22 protein-coding genes and 1 tRNA gene are annotated in these 25353 nt (G+C 41.4%); 14 read left to right on the top strand and 9 right to left on the bottom strand.

Annotated features, from left to right (window positions below; all coding sequences use genetic code 11):
• Positions 1–99: 99 nt before the first annotated feature.
• Positions 100–876, bottom strand: coding sequence for an enoyl-CoA hydratase (locus tag Q0890_RS09390; RefSeq protein ID WP_299219960.1), 777 nt, complete (start codon positions 874–876; stop codon positions 100–102).
• Between the two features lie 313 nt (positions 877–1189).
• On the opposite strand from Q0890_RS09390, the gene Q0890_RS09385 reads away from it, so the two are divergent.
• The 3 genes from Q0890_RS09385 to Q0890_RS09375 all read left to right on the top strand — a co-directional run bounded on the left by Q0890_RS09385 (position 1190) and on the right by Q0890_RS09375 (position 4798).
• A complete protein-coding gene (locus tag Q0890_RS09385) occupies positions 1190–2344 on the top strand; it encodes an acyl-CoA dehydrogenase family protein (RefSeq protein WP_299219957.1) in 1155 nt (384 codons plus the stop codon).
• Between the two features lie 129 nt (positions 2345–2473).
• Positions 2474–3739: an MFS transporter gene (locus Q0890_RS09380; protein ID WP_299219954.1), complete on the top strand. Its 1266-nt coding sequence runs from the start codon at positions 2474–2476 to the stop codon at positions 3737–3739.
• A gap of 213 nt (positions 3740–3952) precedes the next feature.
• Positions 3953–4798: an IclR family transcriptional regulator gene (locus Q0890_RS09375; protein ID WP_299219951.1), complete on the top strand. Its 846-nt coding sequence runs from the start codon at positions 3953–3955 to the stop codon at positions 4796–4798.
• 233 nt (positions 4799–5031) lie between these two features.
• On the opposite strand, the gene Q0890_RS09370 is transcribed toward Q0890_RS09375, so the two are convergent.
• Complete coding sequence (locus Q0890_RS09370) at positions 5032–6714, bottom strand: NAD-dependent malic enzyme (protein ID WP_299219947.1); 1683 nt, start codon at positions 6712–6714, stop codon at positions 5032–5034.
• A 937-nt stretch (positions 6715–7651) separates the two neighbouring features.
• On the opposite strand from Q0890_RS09370, the gene bhcA reads away from it, so the two are divergent.
• From bhcA to bhcD, 4 genes are all read left to right on the top strand, one after another.
• Positions 7652–8815, top strand: a complete 1164-nt coding sequence (bhcA, locus tag Q0890_RS09365) for an L-aspartate--glyoxylate aminotransferase BhcA (protein ID WP_299219944.1) — start codon at positions 7652–7654, stop codon at positions 8813–8815.
• A 49-nt stretch (positions 8816–8864) separates the two neighbouring features.
• Entirely contained in the window at positions 8865–9845 is a 981-nt protein-coding gene (bhcB, locus tag Q0890_RS09360; RefSeq protein ID WP_299219942.1) for a beta-hydroxyaspartate dehydratase BhcB, read from the top strand.
• Positions 9846–9983: 138 nt separating this feature from the next.
• Positions 9984–11135 (top strand): 3-hydroxy-D-aspartate aldolase BhcC, encoded by a 1152-nt coding sequence (gene bhcC / locus Q0890_RS09355; RefSeq protein WP_299219939.1) that lies wholly within the window; start codon positions 9984–9986, stop codon positions 11133–11135.
• A 154-nt stretch (positions 11136–11289) separates the two neighbouring features.
• Entirely contained in the window at positions 11290–12288 is a 999-nt protein-coding gene (bhcD, locus tag Q0890_RS09350) for an iminosuccinate reductase BhcD (protein WP_299219937.1), read from the top strand.
• 353 nt (positions 12289–12641) lie between these two features.
• Here bhcD and Q0890_RS09345 read toward each other — a convergent pair whose 3' ends face one another.
• From Q0890_RS09345 to Q0890_RS09330, 4 genes are all read right to left on the bottom strand, one after another.
• Positions 12642–13562, bottom strand: a complete 921-nt coding sequence (locus Q0890_RS09345) for a TauD/TfdA family dioxygenase (protein ID WP_299219934.1) — start codon at positions 13560–13562, stop codon at positions 12642–12644.
• Between the two features lie 157 nt (positions 13563–13719).
• Positions 13720–14799, bottom strand: coding sequence for a TRAP transporter substrate-binding protein (locus tag Q0890_RS09340; protein WP_299219932.1), 1080 nt, complete (start codon positions 14797–14799; stop codon positions 13720–13722).
• A 76-nt stretch (positions 14800–14875) separates the two neighbouring features.
• Complete coding sequence (gene dctP, locus Q0890_RS09335; RefSeq protein ID WP_299219929.1) at positions 14876–15934, bottom strand: TRAP transporter substrate-binding protein; 1059 nt, start codon at positions 15932–15934, stop codon at positions 14876–14878.
• A 123-nt stretch (positions 15935–16057) separates the two neighbouring features.
• Positions 16058–17428 carry a lyase family protein gene (locus Q0890_RS09330; RefSeq protein WP_299219926.1) on the bottom strand — a complete coding sequence of 457 codons (1371 nt, stop codon included), beginning with the start codon at positions 17426–17428 and terminating at the stop codon, positions 16058–16060.
• A gap of 34 nt (positions 17429–17462) precedes the next feature.
• Here Q0890_RS09330 and Q0890_RS09325 point away from each other — a divergent pair, with 34 nt between their 5' ends.
• Positions 17463–18251 carry an IclR family transcriptional regulator C-terminal domain-containing protein gene (locus tag Q0890_RS09325; protein ID WP_299219924.1) on the top strand — a complete coding sequence of 263 codons (789 nt, stop codon included), beginning with the start codon at positions 17463–17465 and terminating at the stop codon, positions 18249–18251.
• A 390-nt stretch (positions 18252–18641) separates the two neighbouring features.
• On the top strand, positions 18642–19418 hold the full coding sequence (locus tag Q0890_RS09320) for a DUF5020 domain-containing protein (RefSeq protein ID WP_299219921.1): 777 nt from the start codon (positions 18642–18644) through the stop codon (positions 19416–19418).
• A gap of 110 nt (positions 19419–19528) precedes the next feature.
• Here the strand turns inward: Q0890_RS09320 and Q0890_RS09315 are convergent, their stop codons facing one another.
• Positions 19529–21199, bottom strand: coding sequence for a thiamine pyrophosphate-binding protein (locus Q0890_RS09315; RefSeq protein WP_299219918.1), 1671 nt, complete (start codon positions 21197–21199; stop codon positions 19529–19531).
• A gap of 269 nt (positions 21200–21468) precedes the next feature.
• Between Q0890_RS09315 and Q0890_RS09310 the strand changes: the two genes are divergently transcribed.
• Positions 21469–21543, top strand: a tRNA-Gly gene (locus Q0890_RS09310).
• 487 nt (positions 21544–22030) lie between these two features.
• Here Q0890_RS09310 and Q0890_RS09305 read toward each other — a convergent pair.
• A complete protein-coding gene (locus Q0890_RS09305) occupies positions 22031–22267 on the bottom strand; it encodes a helix-turn-helix transcriptional regulator (protein ID WP_299219915.1) in 237 nt (78 codons plus the stop codon).
• A 122-nt stretch (positions 22268–22389) separates the two neighbouring features.
• Here Q0890_RS09305 and Q0890_RS09300 point away from each other — a divergent pair, with 122 nt between their 5' ends.
• From Q0890_RS09300 to Q0890_RS09285, 4 genes are read left to right on the top strand one after another with little or no spacing between them, the layout of a single operon-like run.
• Positions 22390–22605: a hypothetical protein gene (locus Q0890_RS09300; RefSeq protein WP_299219895.1), complete on the top strand. Its 216-nt coding sequence runs from the start codon at positions 22390–22392 to the stop codon at positions 22603–22605.
• 26 nt (positions 22606–22631) lie between these two features.
• Entirely contained in the window at positions 22632–23876 is a 1245-nt protein-coding gene (locus Q0890_RS09295; RefSeq protein WP_299219892.1) for a site-specific integrase, read from the top strand.
• Positions 23873–24166, top strand: a complete 294-nt coding sequence (locus Q0890_RS09290; protein ID WP_299219890.1) for a hypothetical protein — start codon at positions 23873–23875, stop codon at positions 24164–24166. Before Q0890_RS09295 ends, Q0890_RS09290 begins: the two co-directional genes overlap by 4 nt.
• A 10-nt stretch (positions 24167–24176) precedes the next feature.
• Positions 24177–24497 carry a hypothetical protein gene (locus tag Q0890_RS09285; protein WP_299219887.1) on the top strand — a complete coding sequence of 107 codons (321 nt, stop codon included), beginning with the start codon at positions 24177–24179 and terminating at the stop codon, positions 24495–24497.
• A 226-nt stretch (positions 24498–24723) separates the two neighbouring features.
• Here the strand turns inward: Q0890_RS09285 and Q0890_RS09280 are convergent.
• The coding region (locus Q0890_RS09280) for an Ltp family lipoprotein (protein ID WP_299219885.1) at positions 24724–25353 on the bottom strand (630 nt) is incomplete at its 5' end.

Below are 25353 nucleotides of genomic sequence, written 5' to 3'. Positions count from 1 at the left end.
ATCCTTTATATGGTCTTGTTACTTTATGAGCTCTTGTCGCTTTATATGGTCTTGTTAGACAATCTCGTTTTCAAAGTATATTTGCTATTTTTCAGCCAGCTACTGACCTTTATAATTGGCGTCACGCTTTTCCAAAAAAGCTTTCGCCCCTTCTTTTTGATCTTCGGTATCAAACAAAATCTGAAAGGCTTTACGCTCCAAAGCCAACGCGGCATCTAGCGGCATATCCACGCCGAGATTGGCAACTTCTTTAATTTGTTCTAAAGCAATCGGTGAATAACTCGCCAGCTGCTCGGCAATCTCAACAGCACGCTTGATAGTCGCCTCATCCTCAACCACCTCAGAGACCAGTCCCATTTGATCCGCTGCATCAGCGCTTATCATGTCGCCTGTTAATATCAGCTTCATGGCTTTGTGTTTGCCAAGCACACGAAACAGTCGCTGCGTACCTCCTGCGCCTGGCATTAAGCCAATTTTGATTTCTGGTTGACCAAACTTAGCAGACTTACCTGCAACAATAATGTCAGCGTGCATAGCGAGCTCACAGCCGCCACCAAGCGCATAGCCATTGACCGCTGCAATAATTGGCTTACGACAATTAGTAATAGCATCCCAATACTGCTCGCTACGACGTAAATAGATATCGACCGTTTTTGCGGTTAAGAAGTCATTGATATCAGCACCCGCTGCAAACACTTTATCGCCACCAGTCAATACGATAGCCTTGGTTTGTGGGTCATCGTTTAATTGGATAAAAATCTTTGCCATTTTTTCGCGTAGTTCAGCATTTAAAGCATTGCGAACTTTGGGACGATTAAGTGTTATCAGACTTACGCCATTTTTTAACGTTTCACAAATAATGATTTGCTCTTCCATGATGCTGTCCTTTAGATATTATCGTTAAGTAAGATACCGCAATCTTTAAAATACATTACTAATTATAAAAAATAATACCGCATAGCGATATTTAAGACCAATATATACTGTTTATTTTCTTTTGTGAAGAGTAAATCTCAGTCAATTTTAGAAATATATGGACTACTTAGACTTCAATTTTTTAATTAATACCGCACAGCGGTTATTTAAACCAAAAGTATTGTATTTTAATAAACTATCAATTATGCTGTTTGTTCAATGTCATTACGAAGTCGTTATCACTCTAAGTATTAATCAAACAAGGAAGAACCACATGATCAGAGATAGGGAAACTCTTAACCAAATTACCGAAACTATCCGTCAATTTGTTAGCAACCAATTAATACCAATGGAACATTGGGTCGCAGAAAACGATCGTCTTCCAGACGATATCATTAATCAAATGAGAGAGTTGGGGCTGTTCGGACTTACTATTCCTGAAGCTTACGGCGGGCTTGGCGTTACCATGGAAGAAGAGGTCACACTGGCATTTGAATTAGGACGCACGTCTCCTGCATTTCGCTCACTAATAGGAACAAATAATGGTATTGGCTCATCTGGTCTAGTCATTGATGGTACCGAAGAGCAAAAACAAAAATACCTACCAAGACTTGCTAGCGGTGAAATTATCGGCTCATTTTGTTTGACCGAGCCTGATTCTGGTTCAGATGCTGCTTCATTAAAGACCACTGCCATTAAAGATGGTGACACCTATGTTATCAACGGTACTAAACGTTATATTACCAATGCCCCTGAAGCTGGCATATTTACTGTAATGGCACGTACTGATCCACAGAATAAAAGGTCTGGTGGCATTTCAGCCTTCATCGTTGAGAGTGACACCCCTGGTATTACGTTGGGTAAAATTGATAAAAAAATGGGCCAAAAAGGTGCGCATACCTGTGATGTTATCTTTGATAATTGCGTAGTACCTGCTGATGCATTGATTGGTGGCGTTGAAGGTGTAGGTTTTAAAACGGCTATGAAAGTACTTGATAAAGGACGCCTACATATTGCTGCAGCGAGTACAGGCGCCGCAAGCCGAATGTTAGATGATGCCTTACACTATGCTGTTGAGCGTAAACAGTTTGGTCAACCAATTGCTAATTTTCAGCTGATTCAAGCAATGCTCGCTGATTCAAAAGCAGAAATCTATGCGGCTAAATCTATGGTACTAGATGCCTCACGTCTGCGCGATGAAGGTAAAGATGTCGTTACCGAATCATCATGCGCCAAGATGTTTGCCACCGAGATGTGCGGCCGTGTGGCGGATAGAGCCGTGCAAATTCATGGCGGTGCGGGCTATATTGCCGATTATGGTATTGAGCGTTTTTATCGTGATGTGCGCTTATATCGTTTGTATGAAGGCACTACTCAAATCCAGCAAATTATCATTGCCCGCAACATGATCAAAGAAGCTAACGAGTAAGTAATACTTATTCGATGATTAATAAGTATGTACGTTATTAGAGTATGAGGTGTTTGCTAGGATGCTAATACCACCAAATCCTACCCTTGACTGTAGTCTTCTATTATCACAACAATAAGGATATATATTGTGAAAAGTGCTGCTATAACTTCAAAACCAGGCTTAGATTCTGTACAAAAACAACCTTGGAAATTGGCATTCGTTTTTTGTTTTTTAGTTTTATTATGTGATGGCGCTGATATTGGTATCCTCGCCTTTACGCTCTCGAGTCTAAAGCTAGAGTTTGCATTGACCAATGTACAAGCAGGTGCTTTGGGCAGTTGGTCACTATTTGGCATGGCAATCGGTGGATTCTTTGGTGGCTGGGCTTGTGATCGTTTTGGGCGTGTGCGCGTCATTGTAGTTGCGACTGCACTCTTCTCCGTATTATCAGGTTTTAGCGGATTTGTACAAAGCTATGAGCAGTTTATAGCATTACGGTTCACCGCTTGTTTGGGTCTTGGTAGTTTATATATTGCGACTAATACTTTGATGTCGGAGATGGTGCCTACCAAACATCGAACAACCGTACTTGCAATGTTGATGACAGGTTTTACGTTAGGGTCTTTAGTGATTACTAGCGTTTCTGCTTGGATTATTCCAAGCTATGGTTGGCGTACCTTATATCTTTTAACGTTTTTGCCTATTATTCTTGCAGTAGCGATGTACTTTCTTATACCTGAACCAAACTCTTGGAAAGAGGCGCGTGCACTTAAGCTCAGTGGCGCGAAAAACTCGCTCCAAAAACCAGAAAATCCTTATAAAGCGATATTCGAAAACCCAAGACATCGGATAATGTTTATTCTATGGTCCATGAGCTCAGGGCTATTACTATTTGGTTATTTTGGCGTGAGCAACTGGCTGCCTTCTTATCTAGAAACTGAGTTAGGTATCAAATTTAAAGAGATGGCGTTATATATGGCAGGTACCTACTTGACCATGATGTTTGCTAAATTAGTAGCAGGTATAGTAGCTGATAAAATCGGTCGCAAAATAGTATTTGCTTTTGGCACCATGGGCACCGCTCTATTTATTCCAGTATTGGTTTATCTGCATACTCCAGACAATATTGGCTGGTTGATGATAGCTTTTGGTTTCCTATATGGTATCCCTTATGCTATCAATGCAACTTATTTGACCGAAAGTTTTCCTACCGCTATTCGAGGTACTGCTATTGGCGGTGCTTTTAATATCGGTCGCCTTGGCTCAGTTATTGCACCTGTCGCTATTGGCTATATGGCCATGCAAAATTCTATCGGTGCAGGCCTATTGCTTATGGCAGGGGCTTACTTCTTATGTGGCCTTATTCCGACTTTATTTATTAAAGAAAAGCAATACGATCCACAGAAGGCGTAATTTTACTCAATATATATACCGCATAGCGAAATAGCTTATAATGGCTATGTTAAAAGTTTTAATGTCCCTTTGATACCACATCTTTAAGACAATACTATCAAAGGGTCAAACAACTATTGACATACTGACGTTTTTTGTTTTTTTATAAAACACTTTAAATAGTGTATTCTTTATAATATTCACATTAATTTAATTGAGAATAAAAAATCGTATATGACTCCCAAAACCCTTGCAGATGAAAAACCTGATAATCTAGCACACGTCGAATTGTTAGAACCAATCAGTGAAATGAGAGATAAAAACGATAGGCAGTTTGTCACCGCTTTGGCACGTGGTCTTGAGTTAATGCGTTGCTTTACTCCGCAGCGCCCTTATTTGGGTAATCAAGACTTGAGTCAGATGACAGGAATACCCAAAGGTACGATTACACGCCTTACTTATACCTTAGTCAAATTAGGATATCTAAAGCAGTCAACCAACAGTAGTAAATATCAGCTTTCGGCGGGTGTGTTAGGGTTTGGTTATACAATGATGGCGAACATCTCTATCAACAATTTAGTCACACCGTACATGGAAGAGTTGGCAGATTATGCCAATAGTGCGGTTGCCATGGCAACCCGCGATCGACTGACGATGGTGTATCTAAATGTCGTGCAAGGGTCTGGTACGACTACCATGCGACGTAATGTCGGCTCATACCTACCCATTCATTTAAGTTCCATGGGACGAGCTTGCTTAGCCAGTATGCCACCTGCTGAGCAAGAATTCATTCTTGATGCCATTCGTAGTAAGTATAAAGACGACTGGTTAAAAATTAGGCGAGGACTGGACAAAGCATTTAAAGATTATGAAGATTATGGGTATTGTTTTTCGATTAGTGAATGGCAAAAAGACGTCAATGCTGTTGCTACTGCCATGATGCACCCTACTGAGGGATTACTAACTTTTAATTGTGGCGCGCCAAGTTTTGTGCTTAGCCGTACTAAGTTAGAAGAAGATATTGCTCCTCGTCTACTGCATATGAAGAATAATATTGAAGGTAATATTTATATAAACTAAAGCTTGTTAACAATTGGCTCAAATACTGCTGAAGATCAACTATACTACTCTCGTTAATCGACTAAGGTTAATTATTTCTAAACCTCTCTAAATATTTGAATTTAAAGATTCTCTATTGTCTAAATTTTAGTAAATCAACGTGATAAATAAAGCCGAATGCTATTTTCAATAACATTCGGCTGTTTTGCGCGCTTTTTTTAAGTGCCTTTTAGCTAGCAGCTGCTTTTTAAATTCTAAAAAGAAGTACGACGATAGTTTCTGTATTTAGGTAGCCAAAAATTGGCTTTTAAACGACGCTCCAAAGTTTCTAATGTTACTGGTAAGGCAAGTTTGTCTTCAACCGCTTGTAAGGCTACTGCATAAGCTATTTTTTCACTGATCTCTCTAATAAGTTTTATTGGCGGCAATATTGCCCCTGGTGCCTTGTCATATTCCATTGAAATATCCGCTAAGGCCTGACTTGCAGCCATTAACATATTGTCACTGATACCTGTCGCTCGTGCTGCTAGGACACCGAGACCAATACCTGGGAATATATAGCTGTTGTTACACTGAGAAACTTCGAAAGATTGCCCCTCAAACGTTGTATGAGGAAAAGGGCTACCTGTGGCAATAATGGCGCGACCGTGACTCCAGCTAGTCACTTCTTGCGGTGTGGCTTCGACACGAGACGTTGGATTTGAAAGTGGTAATACAATTGGGTGCTCAGTATTAGCACACAGCTTTTCGATCACCTCTTTGGTAAACAAACCTTTTTGCCCACTAACACCAAACAGTACGGTTATTTTTGCTTGCTCAATCACTTGTGCTAAACCCAGTTGCTCACTCTTATCCCAGTGCTGAATATTGGCTTCTTTTTGTACTAACGGTGCTTGGAATTCTTGCAGCTCTGTCATGCTATCAGTTAAGAGGCCATAACGATCCACCATAAACACTTGGCTACGGGCTTGCTCTTCAGTTAACCCTTCGCGCTGCATTTGACGAACAATGTGCTCTGCAATACCGCAACCTGCTGACCCTGCCCCCAAAAATGCTATGTTTTGTTGGCTAAGTTTCTCGCCTTTATTTAAGCATGCTGCAATCAATGTACCGACTGAAACCGCAGCAGTGCCTTGAATATCATCGTTAAAACAACATAATTGATCGCGATATTTATTCAATAATGGTGTCGCATTTTCCTGTGCAAAATCTTCAAATTGTAGTAACACTTCAGGCCAACGACGTTTCACCGCTTGAATAAATAAGTCTACAAATTCATTATATTCATCGCCAGAAATTCTAGGATTTCTCCAGCCCATGTACATAGGGTCATCAAGCAGCTTTTGATTGTTGGTGCCAACGTCTAATAAAATCGGTAGGCAGTAAGCTGGGCTAATACCGCCGCAAGCGGTATATAGTGATAGTTTACCGATTGGGATTCCCATTCCACCAATACCCTGATCGCCTAAGCCCAATATACGCTCACCATCGGTGACAACGATCACTTTTACTTTTTGTTTGGTTGCATTTTGCAGCATATCATCGATTTTATGACGCTCAGGATAAGAGACAAATAAACCACGTTTACGGCGATAAATCTGAGAGAATTTTTCGCAAGCTTGGCCAACCGTTGGGGTATATATAAGCGGCATAACTTCCTCAATATGCTGCTCAATCAGATGATGAAACAAGGTCTCATTGGTATCTTGTATGTTGCGTAAGTAAATATGCTTGTCCATATCATTAGTAAAGGAGCTGAGCTGATGATATGCGCGTAGTGATTGCTCTTCAATCGTCTCAATGGTATGGGGCAATAAACCAGTTAAATTAAAACTATCACGCTCTTCTGTTGAAAAAGCACTACCTTTGTTTAGTAGAGGGGTTTCTAATAATACTGGTCCAGCAAAAGGAATATATAACGGACGTTTGTTTGTCATAATAAAATCTTCTTAGTAAGGGTATGATAGTAAAAAGTTAACTGTTTTTATCGTTCCATAAAATAATAAACATCGTTTAAATCTAGTTCTTGGTCTAACTTTTTTAAAATTATTTAACTTAACACCACTAAACTTAACATCATTAAGAGTTGCTAGTCTTAAAAGTTTCTAGCCTTAACCAGTCAAATGTCTTTTATAAGCGTTTAACATCGAGGGTAAATTGATTGTTTTGTGATGTCTGTTTATCTAAACAAGTAGTTGATATCAAATTAATCAACATAAGTCATGCTAAAGAAAATATACAGATATGCTTAGTAAACTAACCATTTAACAAGAAGTTTATCATGACCAAGAAAATGTAGAGTTATAATATAGAATTTAAAGCAAAGGCTGTCAAAAAATTAGCAGATGATAACATTAAATTTAAGACAACTGCTCGACAATTGGGATAATGATAGTATAGATTAGCATTGGTTAAATTCAGAATTGGTTAATTATAGCCATATGACAGAGCTATTATAAGTTATTTTTGTTCAAACACAGTAAGACAGACAACAGTAATATCAACTATTTAGTTAACACAACCACAGTCATAGTTAAGACAACTTTATTACAAAGGGTATTTAAAACTACTTGTTACGACTTGTCATTAGTGCTATATTTTAATCAGTTAATGAGTACCTACACTTTTTGACCAAAACCTCTTAGTATCTTCTTCGTAAAAATCGTTACCGCAAGAACACCATAAAAAGAACGCAGTAAGTAGTAAAGTGACCGATCACCTGCAACTCCTTTCTTTGACATGGTTAATTTTTTAAATTCGAAATACGTATAAACCAAACTGTATGAGTCAGGAAGACTCTTGCATTGAATTCGCACGAAATCCTGCTTATACAATCATTGCACCCCTTTATATGCACTTACAAGGATGTAAATCATGTCACTACAAAACCCAATTTTTATTCCTGGCCCTACCAACATACCAGAAAGATTGCGTCATGCGATGAACGTTCCAACGCAAGACCACCGTGCCCCTGATTTCTCAGACACCTTTTTACCAGTTCTTGCTGATGCCAAAAAAGTATTTGGCACTGAAGACGGTGAAGTCCTTTTATTCACTTCAAGCGGTACAGGCGGCTGGGAAGCGGCTATCAGCAACACTCTATCTCCTGGTGACAAAGTACTAATCGCTCGCTATGGTATGTTCTCTCATCGCTGGATCGATATGTGCCAGCGTCACGGTCTTGATGTACAAGTTGTCGAATGCGCTTGGGGGACGGGCGCTCCTGCTGATAAGTTTCAAGAGATTTTAGCCGCAGATACCAATCACGAAATCAAAGCTTTGATGGTCACGCACAACGAAACGGCAACTGGCGTATTAAGCGATATTGGTGCGGTTCGTAGTGCAATGGATAGCGCAAATCATCCTGCGTTGCTATTTGTTGACGGAGTCAGCTCAATCGCCTGTGTGCCCTTTAAGATGGATGAATGGGGCGTAGATATTGCGGTCGCAGGTTCACAAAAAGGCTTTATGCTAGCCACAGGCATGGCAATTTTAGCCGTCAGTCAGAAAGCCCTAGCAGCCATGGAGCAAGCTAAACTACCACGGACCTATTTTGACTTTCGTGACATGCTAAAAGCCAATGCTAATGGCGGCTTTCCTTATACCCCACCCCTAAATCTCATTTATGGCATGAGAGCCAGTCTTGATATGCTGTTTGAAGAAGGCCTTGAGAATGTCTACGCGCGCCATCATCGCTTGGCCGAAGGCGTACGCCAAGCGGTTAATGCTTGGGGCTTTAAGTTATGTGCAGTATCGCCTGACTTATACTCTGAGACTGTAAGCGCGATATATGTTCCTGAAGGCTTCAATAGTAATGAGCTGACCGATCACGCCTTTAATAAATATGGCATATCTTTCGGTGTTGGCTTAGGTGAGATGGCTGGTCGCGCCTTTAGAATAGGACATTTGGGTTCACTTACTGAAGTCATGGTTCTAGCGGGACTCGCAGCTATTGAGATGGCAATGGTTGACTTAAATTATCCTATCACGCTAGGTCAAGGCGTCACTGCGGCACAAGAGTATTACCGCAACAACTAGATAAAAGTTATCAAATAACAAACAATTAAAAAATGAAGGAATATTTTTTATGATCACAAATGACGACGGCTTAGTGATTCCAACGCTTGATGACATGTTAGAGGCGCATGAGCGTATTAAGCCTTATATTCATCGCACACCAGTTTTGACCTCGCGGTTTTTGAACGAGATGGCAGGCTGTGAGATGTTCTTTAAGTGTGAGAACTTTCAAAAAGCCGGTGCTTTTAAAGTACGCGGCGCATCCAATGCAGTGTTTGGTCTGTCTGATGAAGCAGCCAAAAATGGGGTTTGTACACACAGCTCAGGCAACCATGCGCTGTCTTTATCTTATGCCGCCGGCCAGCGCGGTGTTCCTTGTCACGTAGTCATGCCACACAGCGCACCAGAAGCCAAAAAAGCAGCAGTACGCGGCTATGGTGGTATCATTACTGAATGTGAGCCATCGACCACTTCTCGCGAAGAAGTATTTGCCAAGGTTCAAGCAGAAACCGGTGGCGATTTTGTCCACCCATACAACGACCCACGCGTTATCGCCGGACAAGCGACCTGCTCACGTGAGTTTTTAGAGCAAATGGAAGAGCGTGGCGTAAAGCCTGATATGGTTGTCGCCCCAATTGGCGGCGGCGGTATGATCTCAGGGACCTGCTTGACGTTATCGAACCTAGCCCCTGATGTCAAAATCTACGCTGCTGAACCTGTAAATGCTGATGATGCTGCGCGCTCATTGCAAGCGGGTCATATTATCGCTGATGATGCACCGAATACTATCGCCGACGGCCTAAAAGTACCGCTTAAAGAGTTAACATGGCACTTTGTCAGCAATTACGTGACTGACATTTTGACCGCAACGGAAGAAGAAATCGTTGAGGCGATGAAGCTTACGTGGACACATATGAAAATTGTCATCGAGCCAAGCTGCGCGGTACCACTTGCAGTCATCTTGAAAAACAAAGACGTTTTTGCAGGAAAAAAGGTTGGCATCATCATTACAGGTGGTAACGTTGATCTTAACAAGTTGCCTTGGAATTAATTTTGGCAACTCATTATTAATAATTGATGACGAATCAAGCGTTAACTAAGCGCTAGTCATGCGCAAGTTTGAACGCATTTAAATGTCCTTAAGTATAATTAAGTAAATACAATCAATGGAAACAAATGGAGCTTGAATATGATTACTGAAGAATTGGAAGTTGGTTTTAACGTCCCGGCTGAAGTTGGTATGGACGAAGCAGATATCCAGACGCCTTGCTTGATATTAGATCTTGACGCGCTTGAGCGTAACGTCAAAAAAATGGGCGATTATGCTAAAGATCATAATATGCGCCACCGTAGCCATGGCAAGATGCATAAGTCAGTTGACGTGCAAAAACTACAGCAAGAGCTTGGCGGCGCAGTGGGTATTTGTAGCCAAAAGGTCTCTGAAGCGGAAGTGTTTGTACGTGGCGGCATCAAAGACGTCTTAGTATCAAACCAAGTACGTGATCCAGCAAAAATTGACCGCTTAGCCAAATTACCAAAATTAGGTGCGAAAATCACCGTTTGTCTTGATGACGTCGATAATGTCGCTGAATTATCAGAAGCCGCCGTCAGAAACGGCACTGAGCTTAACTGCTATATCGAAATCGATTGCGGCGCAGGCCGTTGCGGTGTTACTACTACAGAAGCGGTCGTAGAGATTGCTAAAGCCATTGATGCCGCTGAAAACTTGAAGTTTACAGGTATTCAAGCTTATCAAGGCGCCATGCAGCATATGGACAGCTATAGCGATCGTAAAGCTAAAACTCAAGCTGCTATCGATCAAGTTCAACACGCTGTTGATGCATTAGAAGAGATTGGTTTAAAACCAGAATTTATCTCTGGTGGTGGTACGGGTAGTTACTACTTCGAGAGTAATTCAGGTCTTTATAACGAATTACAGTGCGGCTCTTACGCCTTTATGGATGCTGACTACGGCCGTATCTTGGACGAAGACGGCAATCGTATCGATGCAGGCGAGTGGGAAAATGCGTTGTTCTTATTAACGTCTGTTATGAGCCACGCCAAACCTGACAAAGCTATCGTTGATGCCGGTCTAAAGGCCCAGTCAGTAGATAGTGGCCTACCCTTTATCTACGGCCGTGATGACGTTGAATACGTAAAATGCTCGGATGAGCATGGCGTGGTTAGCGATCCTGATGGCGTACTTAAAATCAATGAAAAGCTAAAGCTGGTTCCAGGACATTGTGATCCAACTTGTAACATTCATGATTTTTATATCGGTGTTCGTAACGGTAAAGTTGAAAAAGTATGGCCTGTCTCTGCACGTGGCCGCGCATACTAATCCTTAAATTAGACTACTATCGTTTTTTTAAAGGGGCTGTTGTAGCCGTAGCCTACAATAGCCCCTTTTTATTTAATAAATGCTAGTTGAAAACGAATACTTCAAAATTAAGATTCAAGAAAGATCAATTAGAGATCATAAAAAGGAATTTATCATGAGTGAAGAAAATAACAGCAATAACGACGGTTTATTGATCGTCTCAGAAGACGCTTGTAAATCAGTCATTGATCGCGCCTCAGCTTTCACAGCCGTGGAAAATGTATTTGCCTCCATGTCACGCGGCGATGCTTATAACTTCCCTGTGATTCGTGAAGCGATTGGCTATGCTGATGCTTTATATGGTTTTAAATCAGGATTTGATCGCGCTGGTAAATCACTAGGTTTGAAGTCAGGTGGCTACTGGCCAGGTAACGAAGCCAAAGGCTTGACCAACCATCAATCGACGATCTTTTTGTTTAATCCTGATAATGGTAAATTGCGCGCGCTCGTCGGTGGTAACTATCTGACCGCTGTACGTACTGCCGCCGCCTCTGCCGTATCGATTGCTCATTTAGCTCGTAAAGACAGCAAAGTTATCGGTATGATTGGTGCCGGTCATCAGTCTACTTTTCAGCTGCGCGCCGCACTTGAGCAACGTGATTTTGACAAAGTTGTCGCTTGGAACAACAACAAAGATCGCCTTAAAAACCTACAAGCTGTCGCTGAAGAAGCAGGCGTAGCATTTGAATCGGTTGAGCGTGAAGAGCTGTGTAAGCAAGCGGACGTCATTATTACTATTACTTCAGCATTTGAGCCGCTACTAATGAAAGAGTGGATCAAGCCTGGCACTCACATCGCTTGCATGGGTACTGATACAGTCGGTAAGCAAGAAGTTGATGCTGAGCTGTTAGCCTCTGCTACAGTATTCACTGATGAAATCGCCCAATCAATCAGCCTTGGTGAAGCACAGCATGCCATCAAATCTGGCGCTATCAAAGAGAGCGATATTACCACTCTTGGTGCTGCGATTAACGGCGATCATCCCGGTCGTAGCTCAGATGACGAGATTACCTTGTTTGATGGGACTGGTGTTGGCCTGCAAGATTTAGCGGTTGCTTCTGCAGCAGCACGCTTGGCGCTTGAAAAAGGCGAAGCTCAGCAAATTTCGCTATAATTATTTATATTAACGAGTGTATTTTAAAACCGCCAAATAAATTTATTTGGCAGTTTTAACGATGTCGTTGGTTTACCATCGAAACTGACCCCTTTATTAATCGTATTAAAATAAAAGTCATCATTCATTTAGGCTTGTCTCATTTTATAATTTGTATTATCTATATATGTTTTACTTCTTAAAATACGTTTTAATGCGCCGTGCCTAACACAATACGCGTCTGATCTGCCTTCATAAAAAGCTATGTGAATCATACCGCTTGATTAATAGGATAAGATGGGTTTTCCACCTTATCGCTGTCGAAGTTGATCTTTACTAAATTTGAAGGTTTTATTTGACTGTATAAAAACTTATTATACTGGCCGCTCACCCATGACTATCGCCCGATACATCTCGCGCCGATAACCATCGTAGTCATTAAAAGCTTGATGCAAGCAAATCCTATTATCCCACATAATAACGGTATTATTTTCCCATTTTAAACGACAAGTAAAGGATTCTTGAGTGGCAAAGCTGGATAAAAAATCAAGTAAAGGTCGCGACTCATCTTCTGTCATGCCTTCTATACCGCAGGCATAAATCTTATCAACATACAGTGATTTTTCACCTGAAACCGGATGGGTTCTGACCATTGGATGATAAAAACCTTCTAGCATCTGCTGGGTATTTAAATCCAGTTCAATATTGCCAATAGCCCCTACTTTTCCTGATTCTTGAGATTGCTTTTCTGATTGCATATTGGCAAGGACGTTTTTACCACTCATCCATACTTTTAGCGGCGCTATCATTTCCTGCATCGCTGGACTCAAAGAGTTATAAGCCAACACAGCATTGGCAAACATCGTATCGCCACCGTATGGTGGTATATCGACACCATAATTAATGGCAATAGAAGGCGGGCACTCTAAAAAAGCTGAATCGACATGCCAGCCACTACCAAATACGCTTTTGGTAGTTACGCTTGCTTCTTTAATAAGCGGTTGAACATTTGGATGACCAGGAACACCAGTCGTATAAGCATCTGTCCCAAACTCACCAAGCTGAAGGATTAAGTTTTCGTGATCAGTAAAAGATATTTCCTGATCTCTAAAAAAAATCATTTTATGTCGATAAAGAGCATCTTCGATTTCAGCCATGACATCGTCGCTGACATCGCTTAAATCTACACCTCTAATTTCTGCGCCCATAGCAGAAGCTAAAGGATGGGAAGTAATATGCTGATAATCTTTTGCACTATTATCGAAAAGTCCTGTGGGGTGAACACTATTAACCATTTTTAATCCCTTAAAAATTGTTGAAAATGAGTTTTACTACATTAGCTGAAAACTGAGAACTGAGAACTGAGAACTGAGAACTGAGAACTGAGAACTGAGAACTGAGAACTGAGAAAACAATATTTCAATATGATTACTAATTTTTCGCTAATAAAAATTAAACCTTACAAGCAACGCTCGCGTCTTGAGCCTTTTTATAAACGCCTTGGGCGTCTAATCCCAGCGCTTCCACATTATTGAGATATTTTTCAATTTCTGTCTTGAGTATACCGCTCCAAGCAGGATCGTTTAATGGATCAGGAATCTCTATCATGGTATCGCCGCGAGCTTTGGACTCAGCTTTAACCCTGATATCTTCACTATCAAATAAGCCGCCTGCAACCTTTGCCATATCCATACCTGAATTGTCATCGATAACTTTTTTGAGATCATCAGGTAGGCTTTGATACTTGTCTTTATTCATGGTTACCAATAAAGCGGAGCTATACAAAGGTATGGTCGTATGCGTGTTGGTCAATTCTGCTAACTTAAAAGCGCCTGCCGCATCCCAAGGCGTGCTCACTCCATCTATCACACCGCGTTGCAAGGAAGTATATTGATCAGATGCCGGCATACCAACAGGTGTGCCCCCTGCCGCTTCGATAATATTGGCCGCTATCTCTAACGGTCGGCGAATACGCATGCCTTTGAGATCTTCTGGCTGACGTATAGGCTTATCAATCGTATGAAAAACGCCAGGTCCTGACGCCATCATAAATAGCAGATGGGTATCCTCATACTCATCTGCTATCACATCATCGTTATACAAGGTTTGTAGCATACAGCTTAATTGAGCACCTGAGCTTGAAAGGCCAGGTAGCTGGGTAACCTCAGTCAATGGAAAACGGCCACTGATATAGCCCTGAACTTGCGCCCCTATATCCACAGTGCCTTTAGCAGTCGAATCATAAGTGATATCAGGTTTACTTAGAGTGGCTGAGGGGTAAATCTCAACTTTTAGCCTACCCTCTGAGTCTGCTTCAATCTTTTTGGCCCACGGCTCAAACACCTCTGTATGTAAAGCTGCTGTAGATGGCCAAAAGTGTGAGAACCTTAGCGTCGTAACTTCCTGCGTCGCAACATCTGCCGCGCCTGAATCGGTATTGACACCTTGCTCAGATTGATTAGAGCAGCCTGACATGCCTAATGCCATTAGCAAAGATAAAGGTATGGCGCCCCTTTTAATTTTAAAAAACATCTTTATCACATCCTTGTAGATAAATTAAAATCGTGCAAACTTCTTATGTAGGGTCAGTCTATTATGATTGTATAAACTAGGCTTTACATGCTGCACTGGCTTCTTTGGCTTTTTGATAGACTGTTTGGGCATCCAAGCCAAGGGCTTCAGTGTCTTTTAGATATTTTTGTGTACCAGCTTCCAATGGTGCGCTCCATGCAGGATCACTTAATGGATCAGGGATGTCTATCATGGTATCGCCTTTGGCTGCGGCCTCAGCCATAAATTTGGCATCTTCACCATCAAACACTTCACCAGCGATAGCAGCCATCTCCATACCGGAGTTGTCATCGATAACTTTTTTGAGATCGTCAGGTAGGCTTTCGTACTTGTCTTTATTCATCGTCACCATAATAGCGGAACTATAAAAAGGCATGTTGGTATGAGTGTTTACAAGCTCGATAAGTTTGAATGAGCCAGTTGCATCCCACGGCAAACTTAAACCGTCCAGTACGCCGCGTTGCAACGAAGTATAAAGATCAGGAGCTGGTAGACCGACAGGCGTGCCCCCTGCTGCTTCAATAATGTCGCCCGCAATGGCAGAAGGACGGCGGATACGTAAGCCTTTTAGATCCTCTGGTTTGCGAATTTCTTTATCAATTGTATGAATACCTCCAGGGCCAGTACCCATCATAAATAACAAATGCGTGTCTTCATATTCGCTCGAAATCACCCCATCATCATACAATGTCTGGAGCATACAGTTCATTTGAGTGGCTGAATTTGAAAGACCAGGAAGCTCTGTGATTTGAGTTAATGGGAAGCGCCCATTGGTATAACCTTGAAGTTGAGAGCCAATATCGATGGTGCCTTTTGCAGCAGCATCGTAAGCGGCATCGGCTTTACTAAGAGTGGCAGAAGGAAAGATTTCAACTTTTAAGCGACCGTTTGACTCTTCTTCAACCTTTTTTGCCCAAGGTGCAAAAACGTCTTTATGCGTCGCTGAAGTCGCTGGCCAAAAGTGAGCAAAACGTAATGTAGTCGTCTCTTGTGAGCTTGTCGCACTAGTATCATTAGCAGTCTCATTTGATTGTGAACAGCCTGCAAAGCCTATTAAAGCCGTCAATGCCATACTAATAGAAAGCATTTTTTTCATCACAAATTCCTTTTTTGATGAGTAAAGATAAATATATTAAAATCTTTATCAATTGTTCTATATAAGAATCCTTGTTCGTATAGTGAATTAACGTAACCCTTTTCTAAGCTTCTGTCAATCAGGTTATTTATTTATGCTGGTTGATTTTGCAACTATCGATTCGATTGCTTGTATTATTAGCTGACACTGTCTATCTGCCGCACCGCAGTAAGTCAAAGGAGATAGCAGTGTCGCAAGCTCGTTTGAGTTATAATCGCTAATCTGTACAGATGAGTATGTTATTGTTTCAAAAAACGTTTTTACAAAGCCTTTATGTTCTTTATGTGCTTGCTCACTCGCTTGATTTATTAAAGGATAGATTTGCTCTGGATGCTCTAAAAAATGATACCTCAAAGGCTCAATAAGATACGCATCACTATTTAAATCAAGATTGGCCGCCATGCGCTTAGGATACACTTGCAGCCCTTGTAATAAAGTCTTTAGATAATTTGCAGCACCCGCAAGCAAAGCGATCCCTTCCATTAAAGGCATCCAGCTTGCATGCCACTGACCCAATGCGCGCTCAAAAGGCTGAGCAGTTGTATTACTAATCACACTTAGATGTCCATGCATCCTTAACGTAGCGGTCTTAATTAATGCACACAACACAGGATTGCGCTTATGCGGCATCGATGATGAGCCGCCCATCCCTTTGATAACAGGCTCCGCCAACTCGCCTAGCTCAGACTGGCACATCAATGCTATATCTTCAACGATATTTTCCATAGCACAAGCACAAGCATCCAATCCAGAAGCGAGCGCATGAATAGGTTGTCTATTTGTATGCCAAGGCAGCAGCGGCAACGATAGACCGAGCAATGTCGCTACTTGCTGAGGCAGCTCATAACGTTCATTCTCTTCATTACTAACCCCGACAGGGCCGCCCCATTGTAGATAAAACCCTGCCTGCTCTAATTGGGTTAAATTTGGCAAAACAGCGATAAGCGATGCTGCCCACTGCGAGGCTTTTACTCCAAAAGTAATCGGTAATGCTTGTTGTAACAGGGTTCTACCCGCCATCGGTGTCGCGCGGTGACTCTCAATTAATATAGCGCAAGCTTGCAGTATATCGGTTAAATCATTATTGATACGTTTTAAAGCAGGCTTAAGCATCATCATCATCGCTGTATCAATGACATCTTGGCTGGTGACGGTCTGATGAAAGTACGGTTTTATGTCTTGAGGTAACAAGGTTTTGGCCTGAGCGACAAAAGGAATAGCTGCATTGCCACCAAGGTAGGTTTGCGCGCCAATCTCATCAATATCGAACATATCTATCGTTAGCGCTTCTTTGGTTTGCTGTAAGATGCCTGCTGGAATGAGGCTATGACCTTCTCGGGCCTCTATAATGGCCAGCTCAAAATCTATCATAACCTGCACAAACAGCCGATCTGAAAAGTGCTCTACAGTATTATTATGCATAAATGGCTGATTGATTAATTGAGTAATTTTCATTTAGAATCTCTAATTTTGGTAATCATTGAATAGCATGAATAAAGAACAAGATGAGAAAATACCTGTTGATAGTCCAGATTTTGTTGCATCGCTTGCGGCAGGGATGAGTGTATTACTGACTTTTGATGAAAACCACTCTAGTATGACGTTGAGCGAAGTAGCTGAGCGCGCTAAGATAGATCGAGCAAAGGCTAGGCGTTATCTATTAACCTTGCACGCTCTGGGTTACGTCCATAAAAGCAAGCGTCAATTTCGTCTAACGCCTAAAACGTTAAGCCTTGGTGCCAGTTACTTGAATAGTGTCCACCATCACGATATCATCCAGTTCTATTTGGAACGCGTCACTGAACAAACTGGGGAGTCGTGTTCGTTTGCAGCGTTAGACGGTAATGAAGTGGTATATATCGCCCGCTCTGCAGCTGAACATCGCCTAATGTCTATTACCCTAGCGATTGGCACAAAACTACCGGCAGCTTATACTTCTATGGGTCGCGCGATACTTGCCAACCTTCCTGATGAACCGCTTAAAAATTATGTTAATAACGTTGAGCTATGTGCTTATACGCCCTACAGCATTACCGATCGTAATCAGCTTAATCAAGCGTTGAAAGACGCTAAAGATCGAAAATACGTCGTGGTCAATCAAGAGCTAGATACAGGCCTGCTATCCTTAGCACTTCCAGTTTATAAAGCAAATAACGAGCTTATTGGCGCTATTAATATTAGCACCAATGCCTTACGCATCTCTCATGACGTTTTGATCGAACAGTTTTTACCAATACTACGTGATTGCGCGGCAAAAATCCAAACCTACTATATTTAAATCATAAGTTTAAATGTAGTAGGTTGCTATAGTTGGCCAAAACTGATAAAAGACATTAAATATTATTGATAATCAATGACTTACATAGTAAATCACATGTTTACGTCTGCTCAATTAAAGTATGAGCAGTCATGACGCCTATACTCCATAATGCATAAAAAGCTCACAAGTGACTGTGAGCTTTTTTATATTCTACTTTTTAATTCATTAATGCTACTAATTGTAATCTCTTTGTAGTAATATAAATCTTGACTAAATGGTCAACTCTATCAAATTGTCTTTCCTTCGCAGTAATAGTGCGTTTTGACAGGATGTTAAAACTGACACTTGTATGATCCTATAACTGTGCTTTTGAGGGAAATTAACGACTGTAATTAAAGGAGTAATACTGTGCGTTTTAATTCAACTACCTCTGCTATCAAGCCACTTACCATTGCCGCCGCCGCTATTATCGCTATGGGCGCGATGTCTACGAGTGCCAACGCCAAACGCTTTTTTTCTGATACCAGCATCTCTGTGCTTTATGGTGACAATTATAAAACCGGGCCTGCAGGTGTAAAACAGGAAATAACCACCGTCACCCTTGAGCATGCCTCAGCCTTTGACTGGGGCGGTCTGTTCTTTTTCGTTGATCGCTTGCAAGGCAATGAAGATGTCAGCGGCAGTCGTTCAAAAGATATTTATGGTGAAGTTGCGCCTAAGTTTAAAATATCCGACTACAGTAATAGCTTCATCAAACAGGTGAACTTGGCTGGTCAATATGAGTTTGGAACCAGTGAAAGTGGGTTTGAGCAAGATAACTTTTTGGTGGGTATTGGCGCTGATTTAAACATACCAATCGATGGTATGAAGTATGCTTCAGCATCAATCTATCATGCTTTCAATGATGATACGTTCAGTGATGCCGATGATCAGCAAATTACCTTAACCTATGGTTGGGAAAAGAACAACTTCGTCGTTGATGGCTATATCGATTACTCTTTTAATAACGATGACAAAGCGGATCAATTACATATTAATCCACAAATTAAGTATAACCTACAAGATGCATTGGGTATCGATAACCGTATTGAAGTGGGTATGGAATACAGCTACTGGAAAAACAAATTTGGTTTTGATGGCGTAGATCAAAGCGTCCCTAGTGCACTGGTTAAGTTCCATTTCTAAACCTTACAAGTAACCATTACAACGCTTAATATAAAATTAAAAAGCCCCGCTTAAACTTTTGAGCGGGGCTTTTTAATGCTTATGCTATAAATAACTATATAAGCAACTACTTAATCTGCCTTTGGCTTCAGCGCTGCACTAATATCTGCCAACAAAGGCGGAATATCGTGCTTGTCCGTTATCACCTCTAAAAACACCATTTTATCTGTCGTTGCTGCGGCTGTCTTTAGAGCAGCTTTCAATTGGCTCATTGTCTCTGCTTTCAGTACAAGACTGTTTTGTTCATCTGCACCAAAAGCTTGCGGCATTAGGTGCCAGTTACACTTAGGAATATCATTATAATGCTGGTTTTCACCATGAATGGCACGCTCAACGGTATAGCCGTCATTATTGATAAGCATGATGACAGGGTTGATACGCTCTTGAATCATCGTTGCTATTTCTTGTATGGTCAATAATGCTGAGCCATCGCCAATGAGTAATACGCTACGTTTATCAGGCGATGCAATAGCTGCCCCTAAGCTTGCCGGTAAGGTATAACCAATCGAGCCCCACATTGGCTGACCATAACAAGTCACGCCCTCTGGTAGACGTACATCACTGATACCAAAGTAAGCAGTTCCTTGGTCGGCAAACACTAGATTGTTATGATCCAAGTGGTCTGCGATGACATGCCATAGGTCGTCTTGACGAATGGCTTCTTCATCAGTGCCATGTTGCTCATGCGGCCTAATTTCTCTACAAAAAGGTTTTGGTACGATATTGATTCCTGATGTCATGACTTCATGTAATGCTTGTAGCGCATCTTCTAATGCAATAGGAGCGAAGTTCTGTCCACTAATAGTCGCACGTTCATAATGCAAATCTACGACTGTTTTTTTGTCAATATTTTGGCTAAATCCTGCAGTCGTTGTATCGGTATACTGTACCCCAATTTTAATAAGGCATTCGCAGTTTTCTACCGCATCTTTTACTACTGGACGTGATGCTACGCCTGCATATGTGCCAGCCCAGCGATCGCTTTGCTCATCCAATAGAGTCTTACCCCATGATAGCGTCGTATAAGGAATCTCGGTATCAGCAATCAAAGCTTTGAGCTGGTCTTGTAGTCCTAAACGATGCACCATCAAGTCCGCCATCAAAGTGGTGGTCTTGTTCGGCAAAAACGCCTTCAATGCTTTTTTGAAATCAGCCAAGGCAGCTTCACTGGTTATTTTCTCTGCACTATCGACAAGCTTAGTAGATGGCGGGTAAATAGGCTGACGTGCCACATCTGGTGATAGTAGCAAGTAGCCTGGACGGTGTTTTTTGAGGGTCACACGAATGACTCTATCAATCTCTGAAGCTGCGTTTTCGGCGGTAAGGTGTGCGCGTGCTACTGTTACTGGTTCTACCATCTTGATAAAGTGGTTAAACACCCCATCACCAAGCGTATGGTGAATGCGTTGCTTAGAATCTTGCAAAGCCGTACTGGGCGCACCGACGACATGCAATACTGGCGCATACTCTGCAAAAGAGCCTGCGGTGGCATTGATCGCTGATAGCTCGCCCACACCAAAGGTCGTCACCATAGCTGCAAACCCACGCTCACGTGCGTAACCATCAGCAGCGTAACCTGCATTTAACTCATTGCTATTACCTACCCAACGCAATTTGTCAGAATCAATAACATTGTCTAAAAATGTTAGGTTAAAATCACCTGGTACGCCAAATATCTCAGTCGCACCTGCTTCAGCGATGCGATCGAACAAATAGTCAGCGATGGTATACTGTTGGCTCATAGCTCTTATCCTTAAGAATTATATTCATAAATACTAGTAATAATATAAACGGTTGAAAATAATTATAAAATCGTATCTCAAAATTATCTGTGTGACAAAAATCTTTTGGAATACCTATTATGAAAAACTGTTATATCATACATCAATGGTACGATGACATGCCTATTTTATTAAATTTTACTTTTTTTCATGGTGGTTGTTGACAGCCTAGAAAAACCGCGTATAATACGCCTTCATCATCTGATGATAGTTAATCAAACGATGAATCAGCGGGATTAGCTCAGTGGTAGAGCATAACCTTGCCAAGGTTGGGGTCGAGAGTTCGAATCTCTTATCCCGCTCCAAATATCTAAAAAGCCTCACTACTCTTTATACGAGCAGTGAGGCTTTTTTTTGCCCATTTTTCGGGGCTTGTAGAGTATTTCTTCGAATATTTATTTTCTTATAGTTAAGTTTATCTACTCAATTAAAAAGCTCATTTTCGGTGCGGTGCCCATTTGGTGCCCAAACCGTGCCCTGCCCTAAAACTGCGTATACGTATTTAACCACAACCCAGCTATTTTTGGTTCAAAAACCATCATGACACCTAACCTAGTGAATTTGGCACTATGCTGATTTTTGAACCCAACCTCAATTCAGCAAAAAACATGTTTTTTAGAGGCTTAAATCTTCTGAAATCCATTTCAGATTTGTAACATTCAAAATTAATTGTCGCTTAAACGGTGATGACTACAACCTAATATTTAAAAGTAATTAGATCGAGTAAAATATGTATCGGCGCTAAGCTTGATTATTTTCAAGACACTTCGAACAACCATTCTAGTAAGCATTCTAACTTTCTTCTGAACCACCTTCCTCACAAATTTCATCTTTTTCATAGAGGATAATATCTCCAGGTGTGCAATCTAAAAGCTTACAAAGCTCATTTAATGAATCAAAGTCTATTCTAGTGACTTCATTATTGTACATCCGGTACAAAGTAGACCTTCCTAGTTTAGACAACCTATCAGCATCCGCCACACGAATGCCTTTTTGTGCAAATAAAACAGGTAAATTAAGCTTAATCATACATAAAATCCCTAAAGTGATAAAAAAGTACTTGCAAGTGATAATATTTATAGATAATATGTACTCATTAGTGATAACTAACAACTCACTAATAGTAAATTTATTTCACATGGAGAACTATTATGTCACAGACCTATCTAACTACTCAAGAACTAGCGGATCGTATTAAGTACGACGCACGCACTATTCGCAATCAAATGAAAGACACCGTTTTGATTGAAAACATTCACTACATACGCCCGTTTGGTGGTCGTAAGATTTTATATGTATGGGAACGTATCGAAGAGGATATGTGCAAGCCTGTTATGAGCGCTATCAATGGAATGTCTTTACAGTAAGTTTTACATAAACAAGGAGCTCAATCATGGCCTCAATAAGAGCGAGACGTGGCAAGCTATTCGTAGATTTTCGATATATGAATATGCGTTGCCGTGAGACAACCAATCTCACAGACACTCCAGCCAATCGAAAGAAGCTGGCTAAGATCATCGAAAAAATGGAAGCTGAAATCACCCTAGGTATCTTTGACTACGCTACTTACTTCCCGAAGAGTGAACGAGCGCAGGAAATGAATGCACTGGCTGATAGAGCGGAAGCTTGTATCAGTCGCAATCCTACCTTTAGGCAGTTTTCAGAGATTTGGTATGAGGAGAAGAAGATTGAATGGCGGCCGAGCTATCGGCAAAAGACGCAGATTATTTTGAACAAGTACTTATTGCCTGAGTTTGGTGGCAAAGCAGTGCATGCGATAAAAAAACCAGACTTGCTGACCTTCCGTAGCTCCCTCGCCAAAGTTCGTTACGGTAAAGATGGTCAGTCAAGTCTGTCAGTAGCACGGATCAACCAGATCATGATACTTCTCCGTATGATACTAGAAGAAGCGTCAGATCGCCATGAGTTTGAGATGCCTTATAAGAATATTAAGAATCTCAAACAAGCTCGTCCGGATGTTAATCCGTTTACATTAAGTGAGGTATGGCTGATTTTAAAGCATGTCCGTGCTGATTATAAGCCCTACTATACTACTCGTTTCTTTACAGGTATGCGTACCAGTGAGATTGATGGGCTGAAATGGGACTGCATTAACTTTGATCGGCGTGAGATCAGTATTTGCGGTGCATTAGTGAATGGTGAGATGGGTCCAACAAAGACGTTAGGCTCCCAGCGTGAGATCGCTATGTCGCAGTTAGTATATAACGCACTGCAAGATCAAAAGTCTATCACCTACGGTAAGTCGGAGTTTGTATTTTGCAATTCACAAGGCAACCCTTTGGAGTATCGCGATGTGAACCGGCGGATATGGAAACCCACCCTTGCCCTACTCGGTCTCAAACATAGGCGTGCTTATCAGACTCGGCATACGGCAGCAACACTTTGGCTTGCTGCAGGTGAAAACCCTGAGTGGATAGCTCGGCAGATGGGTCACAGTAGTACGGAGATGCTGTTTAGAGTGTATAGCCGATATGTGCCTGATATTACCCGACAGGATGGCTCAGCGATGGATAACTTGCTCTTAGCGAGTAAGGAGAAGTTAACAGGTGCATCGAATAGCTCTGGAGCTGAAGCACTAATCACGAATGCACAAACTGACAAGGAGACGTCACAATGAAAATCATCAATTATGAGGAGCTGTTTGGTGAGTTTAAACCTGATGGTGCAATCAGTGCAGATGCAAACCTTATTGCTAATGCATTGATGCGTGAGTTGTACGTTTCATCGGGACATAACTTAGCACGATTCTTAGGAGTGAAGCGGTGCTTTAATAATGATATGGCGATGCGTGTGTGGGTGCAGAAGCGCTTGGATTCGAGTCTTGGTTATATGGTTGAGGATATGCGTTGTCAGCTTCAGAGCGAGCTTTATGAGCTATTACCGCACTCTGATTATGGCAGCTACTGAGGAAAATATTATGAGTGTAAAACTTCAGCCTAATATGACGCAGAGCCCATATGATATCAAAATATGTGAGAATTACTGGGCGTACGATAATAAAAGCGGCTTTATTAAACATGTGAAGACGCTTTGTGAGAAGTATGAGGTAAGTCCTCAATTATTCTTTGAGACAGTTGCTCAATGTTATGCCTACTTGGACGATGTTGTATGTGAATACTGTGGCTATGCTTGCCCAATTGAAGTACCTGCTGATATTCCTTACATGCATGCCAAAAATAGTTGGTTATGCACAATATGTGAGCATGCTTTATGGCGGACAGATAAAGAAAATAAATGAGTGTTAATCATAAGAAAAGCCAGACAACTTAAGTTGTCTGGCTTTTCTACATAAAATACCTTCTCTCAAAGATATTCTAAATTTGATGAACCTACATAACCCTCAACATTTTTACTCATTTTTTTAAAATTAAGTTGAGTAGAGTCGCTACTTTAATTAGCTACCTTTTAGTAATTATTTTACTTCTTTTATTTAGTGTATTTATAAGACCTATGTTTAAGTGCACTCAAACACCAGCCTTTTCTGCTGCATAAGTTGCTTGGCTTTGACTGTAACCATCACTTTGAGAAAATGTTTCGATAAGATTTTTGCGTGAGTAGCCAGAGTATTCAAGCCAATCTTTTGCTGACCTCAGTGCCTGCTCGTTCCAATCAATATTCAAACCATCTACTGCTGCAGTCGCATCATCAATAGTATAGCCATCACTTTGAGAGAGCGTTTCAATAAGATTTTTACGTGAATAAGCAGAGTACTCTATCCAGTCTTTTGCTGACCTAACAGCATTCTTTTGAGGGTTTGTCAGATCGGCTAAATTCTTAGGTATAAACTCCACTGTTTCTGTTTGGCTCTGCTTAGGTTTGTCGCTCTTCGATTGACTCAAGTTTAGGCTATCTACTGCTATGGTCGCATCACTGCTCGTATAACCGTCATACTCTAGTTGCTCGATCAGACCGTTACGCGAGAAACCCGAATCTTGAAGATAAGACTTCGCTGTTTTCTTAGCCTGCTTAATCCAGTTCATATCTAAACTATCTACTGCTGTGGTCGCGTCACTGCCTGTATAACCGTCATACTCTAGTTGCTCGATCAGACCGTTACGCGAGAAACCCGAATCTTGAAGATAAGACTTCGCTGT

Origin of the sequence: uncultured Psychrobacter sp., assembly GCF_947488565.1 — a bacterium.
Taxonomy (GTDB): domain Bacteria; phylum Pseudomonadota; class Gammaproteobacteria; order Pseudomonadales; family Moraxellaceae; genus Psychrobacter; species Psychrobacter saeujeotis.
This window is presented reverse-complemented; position numbering and strand designations above follow the sequence as displayed.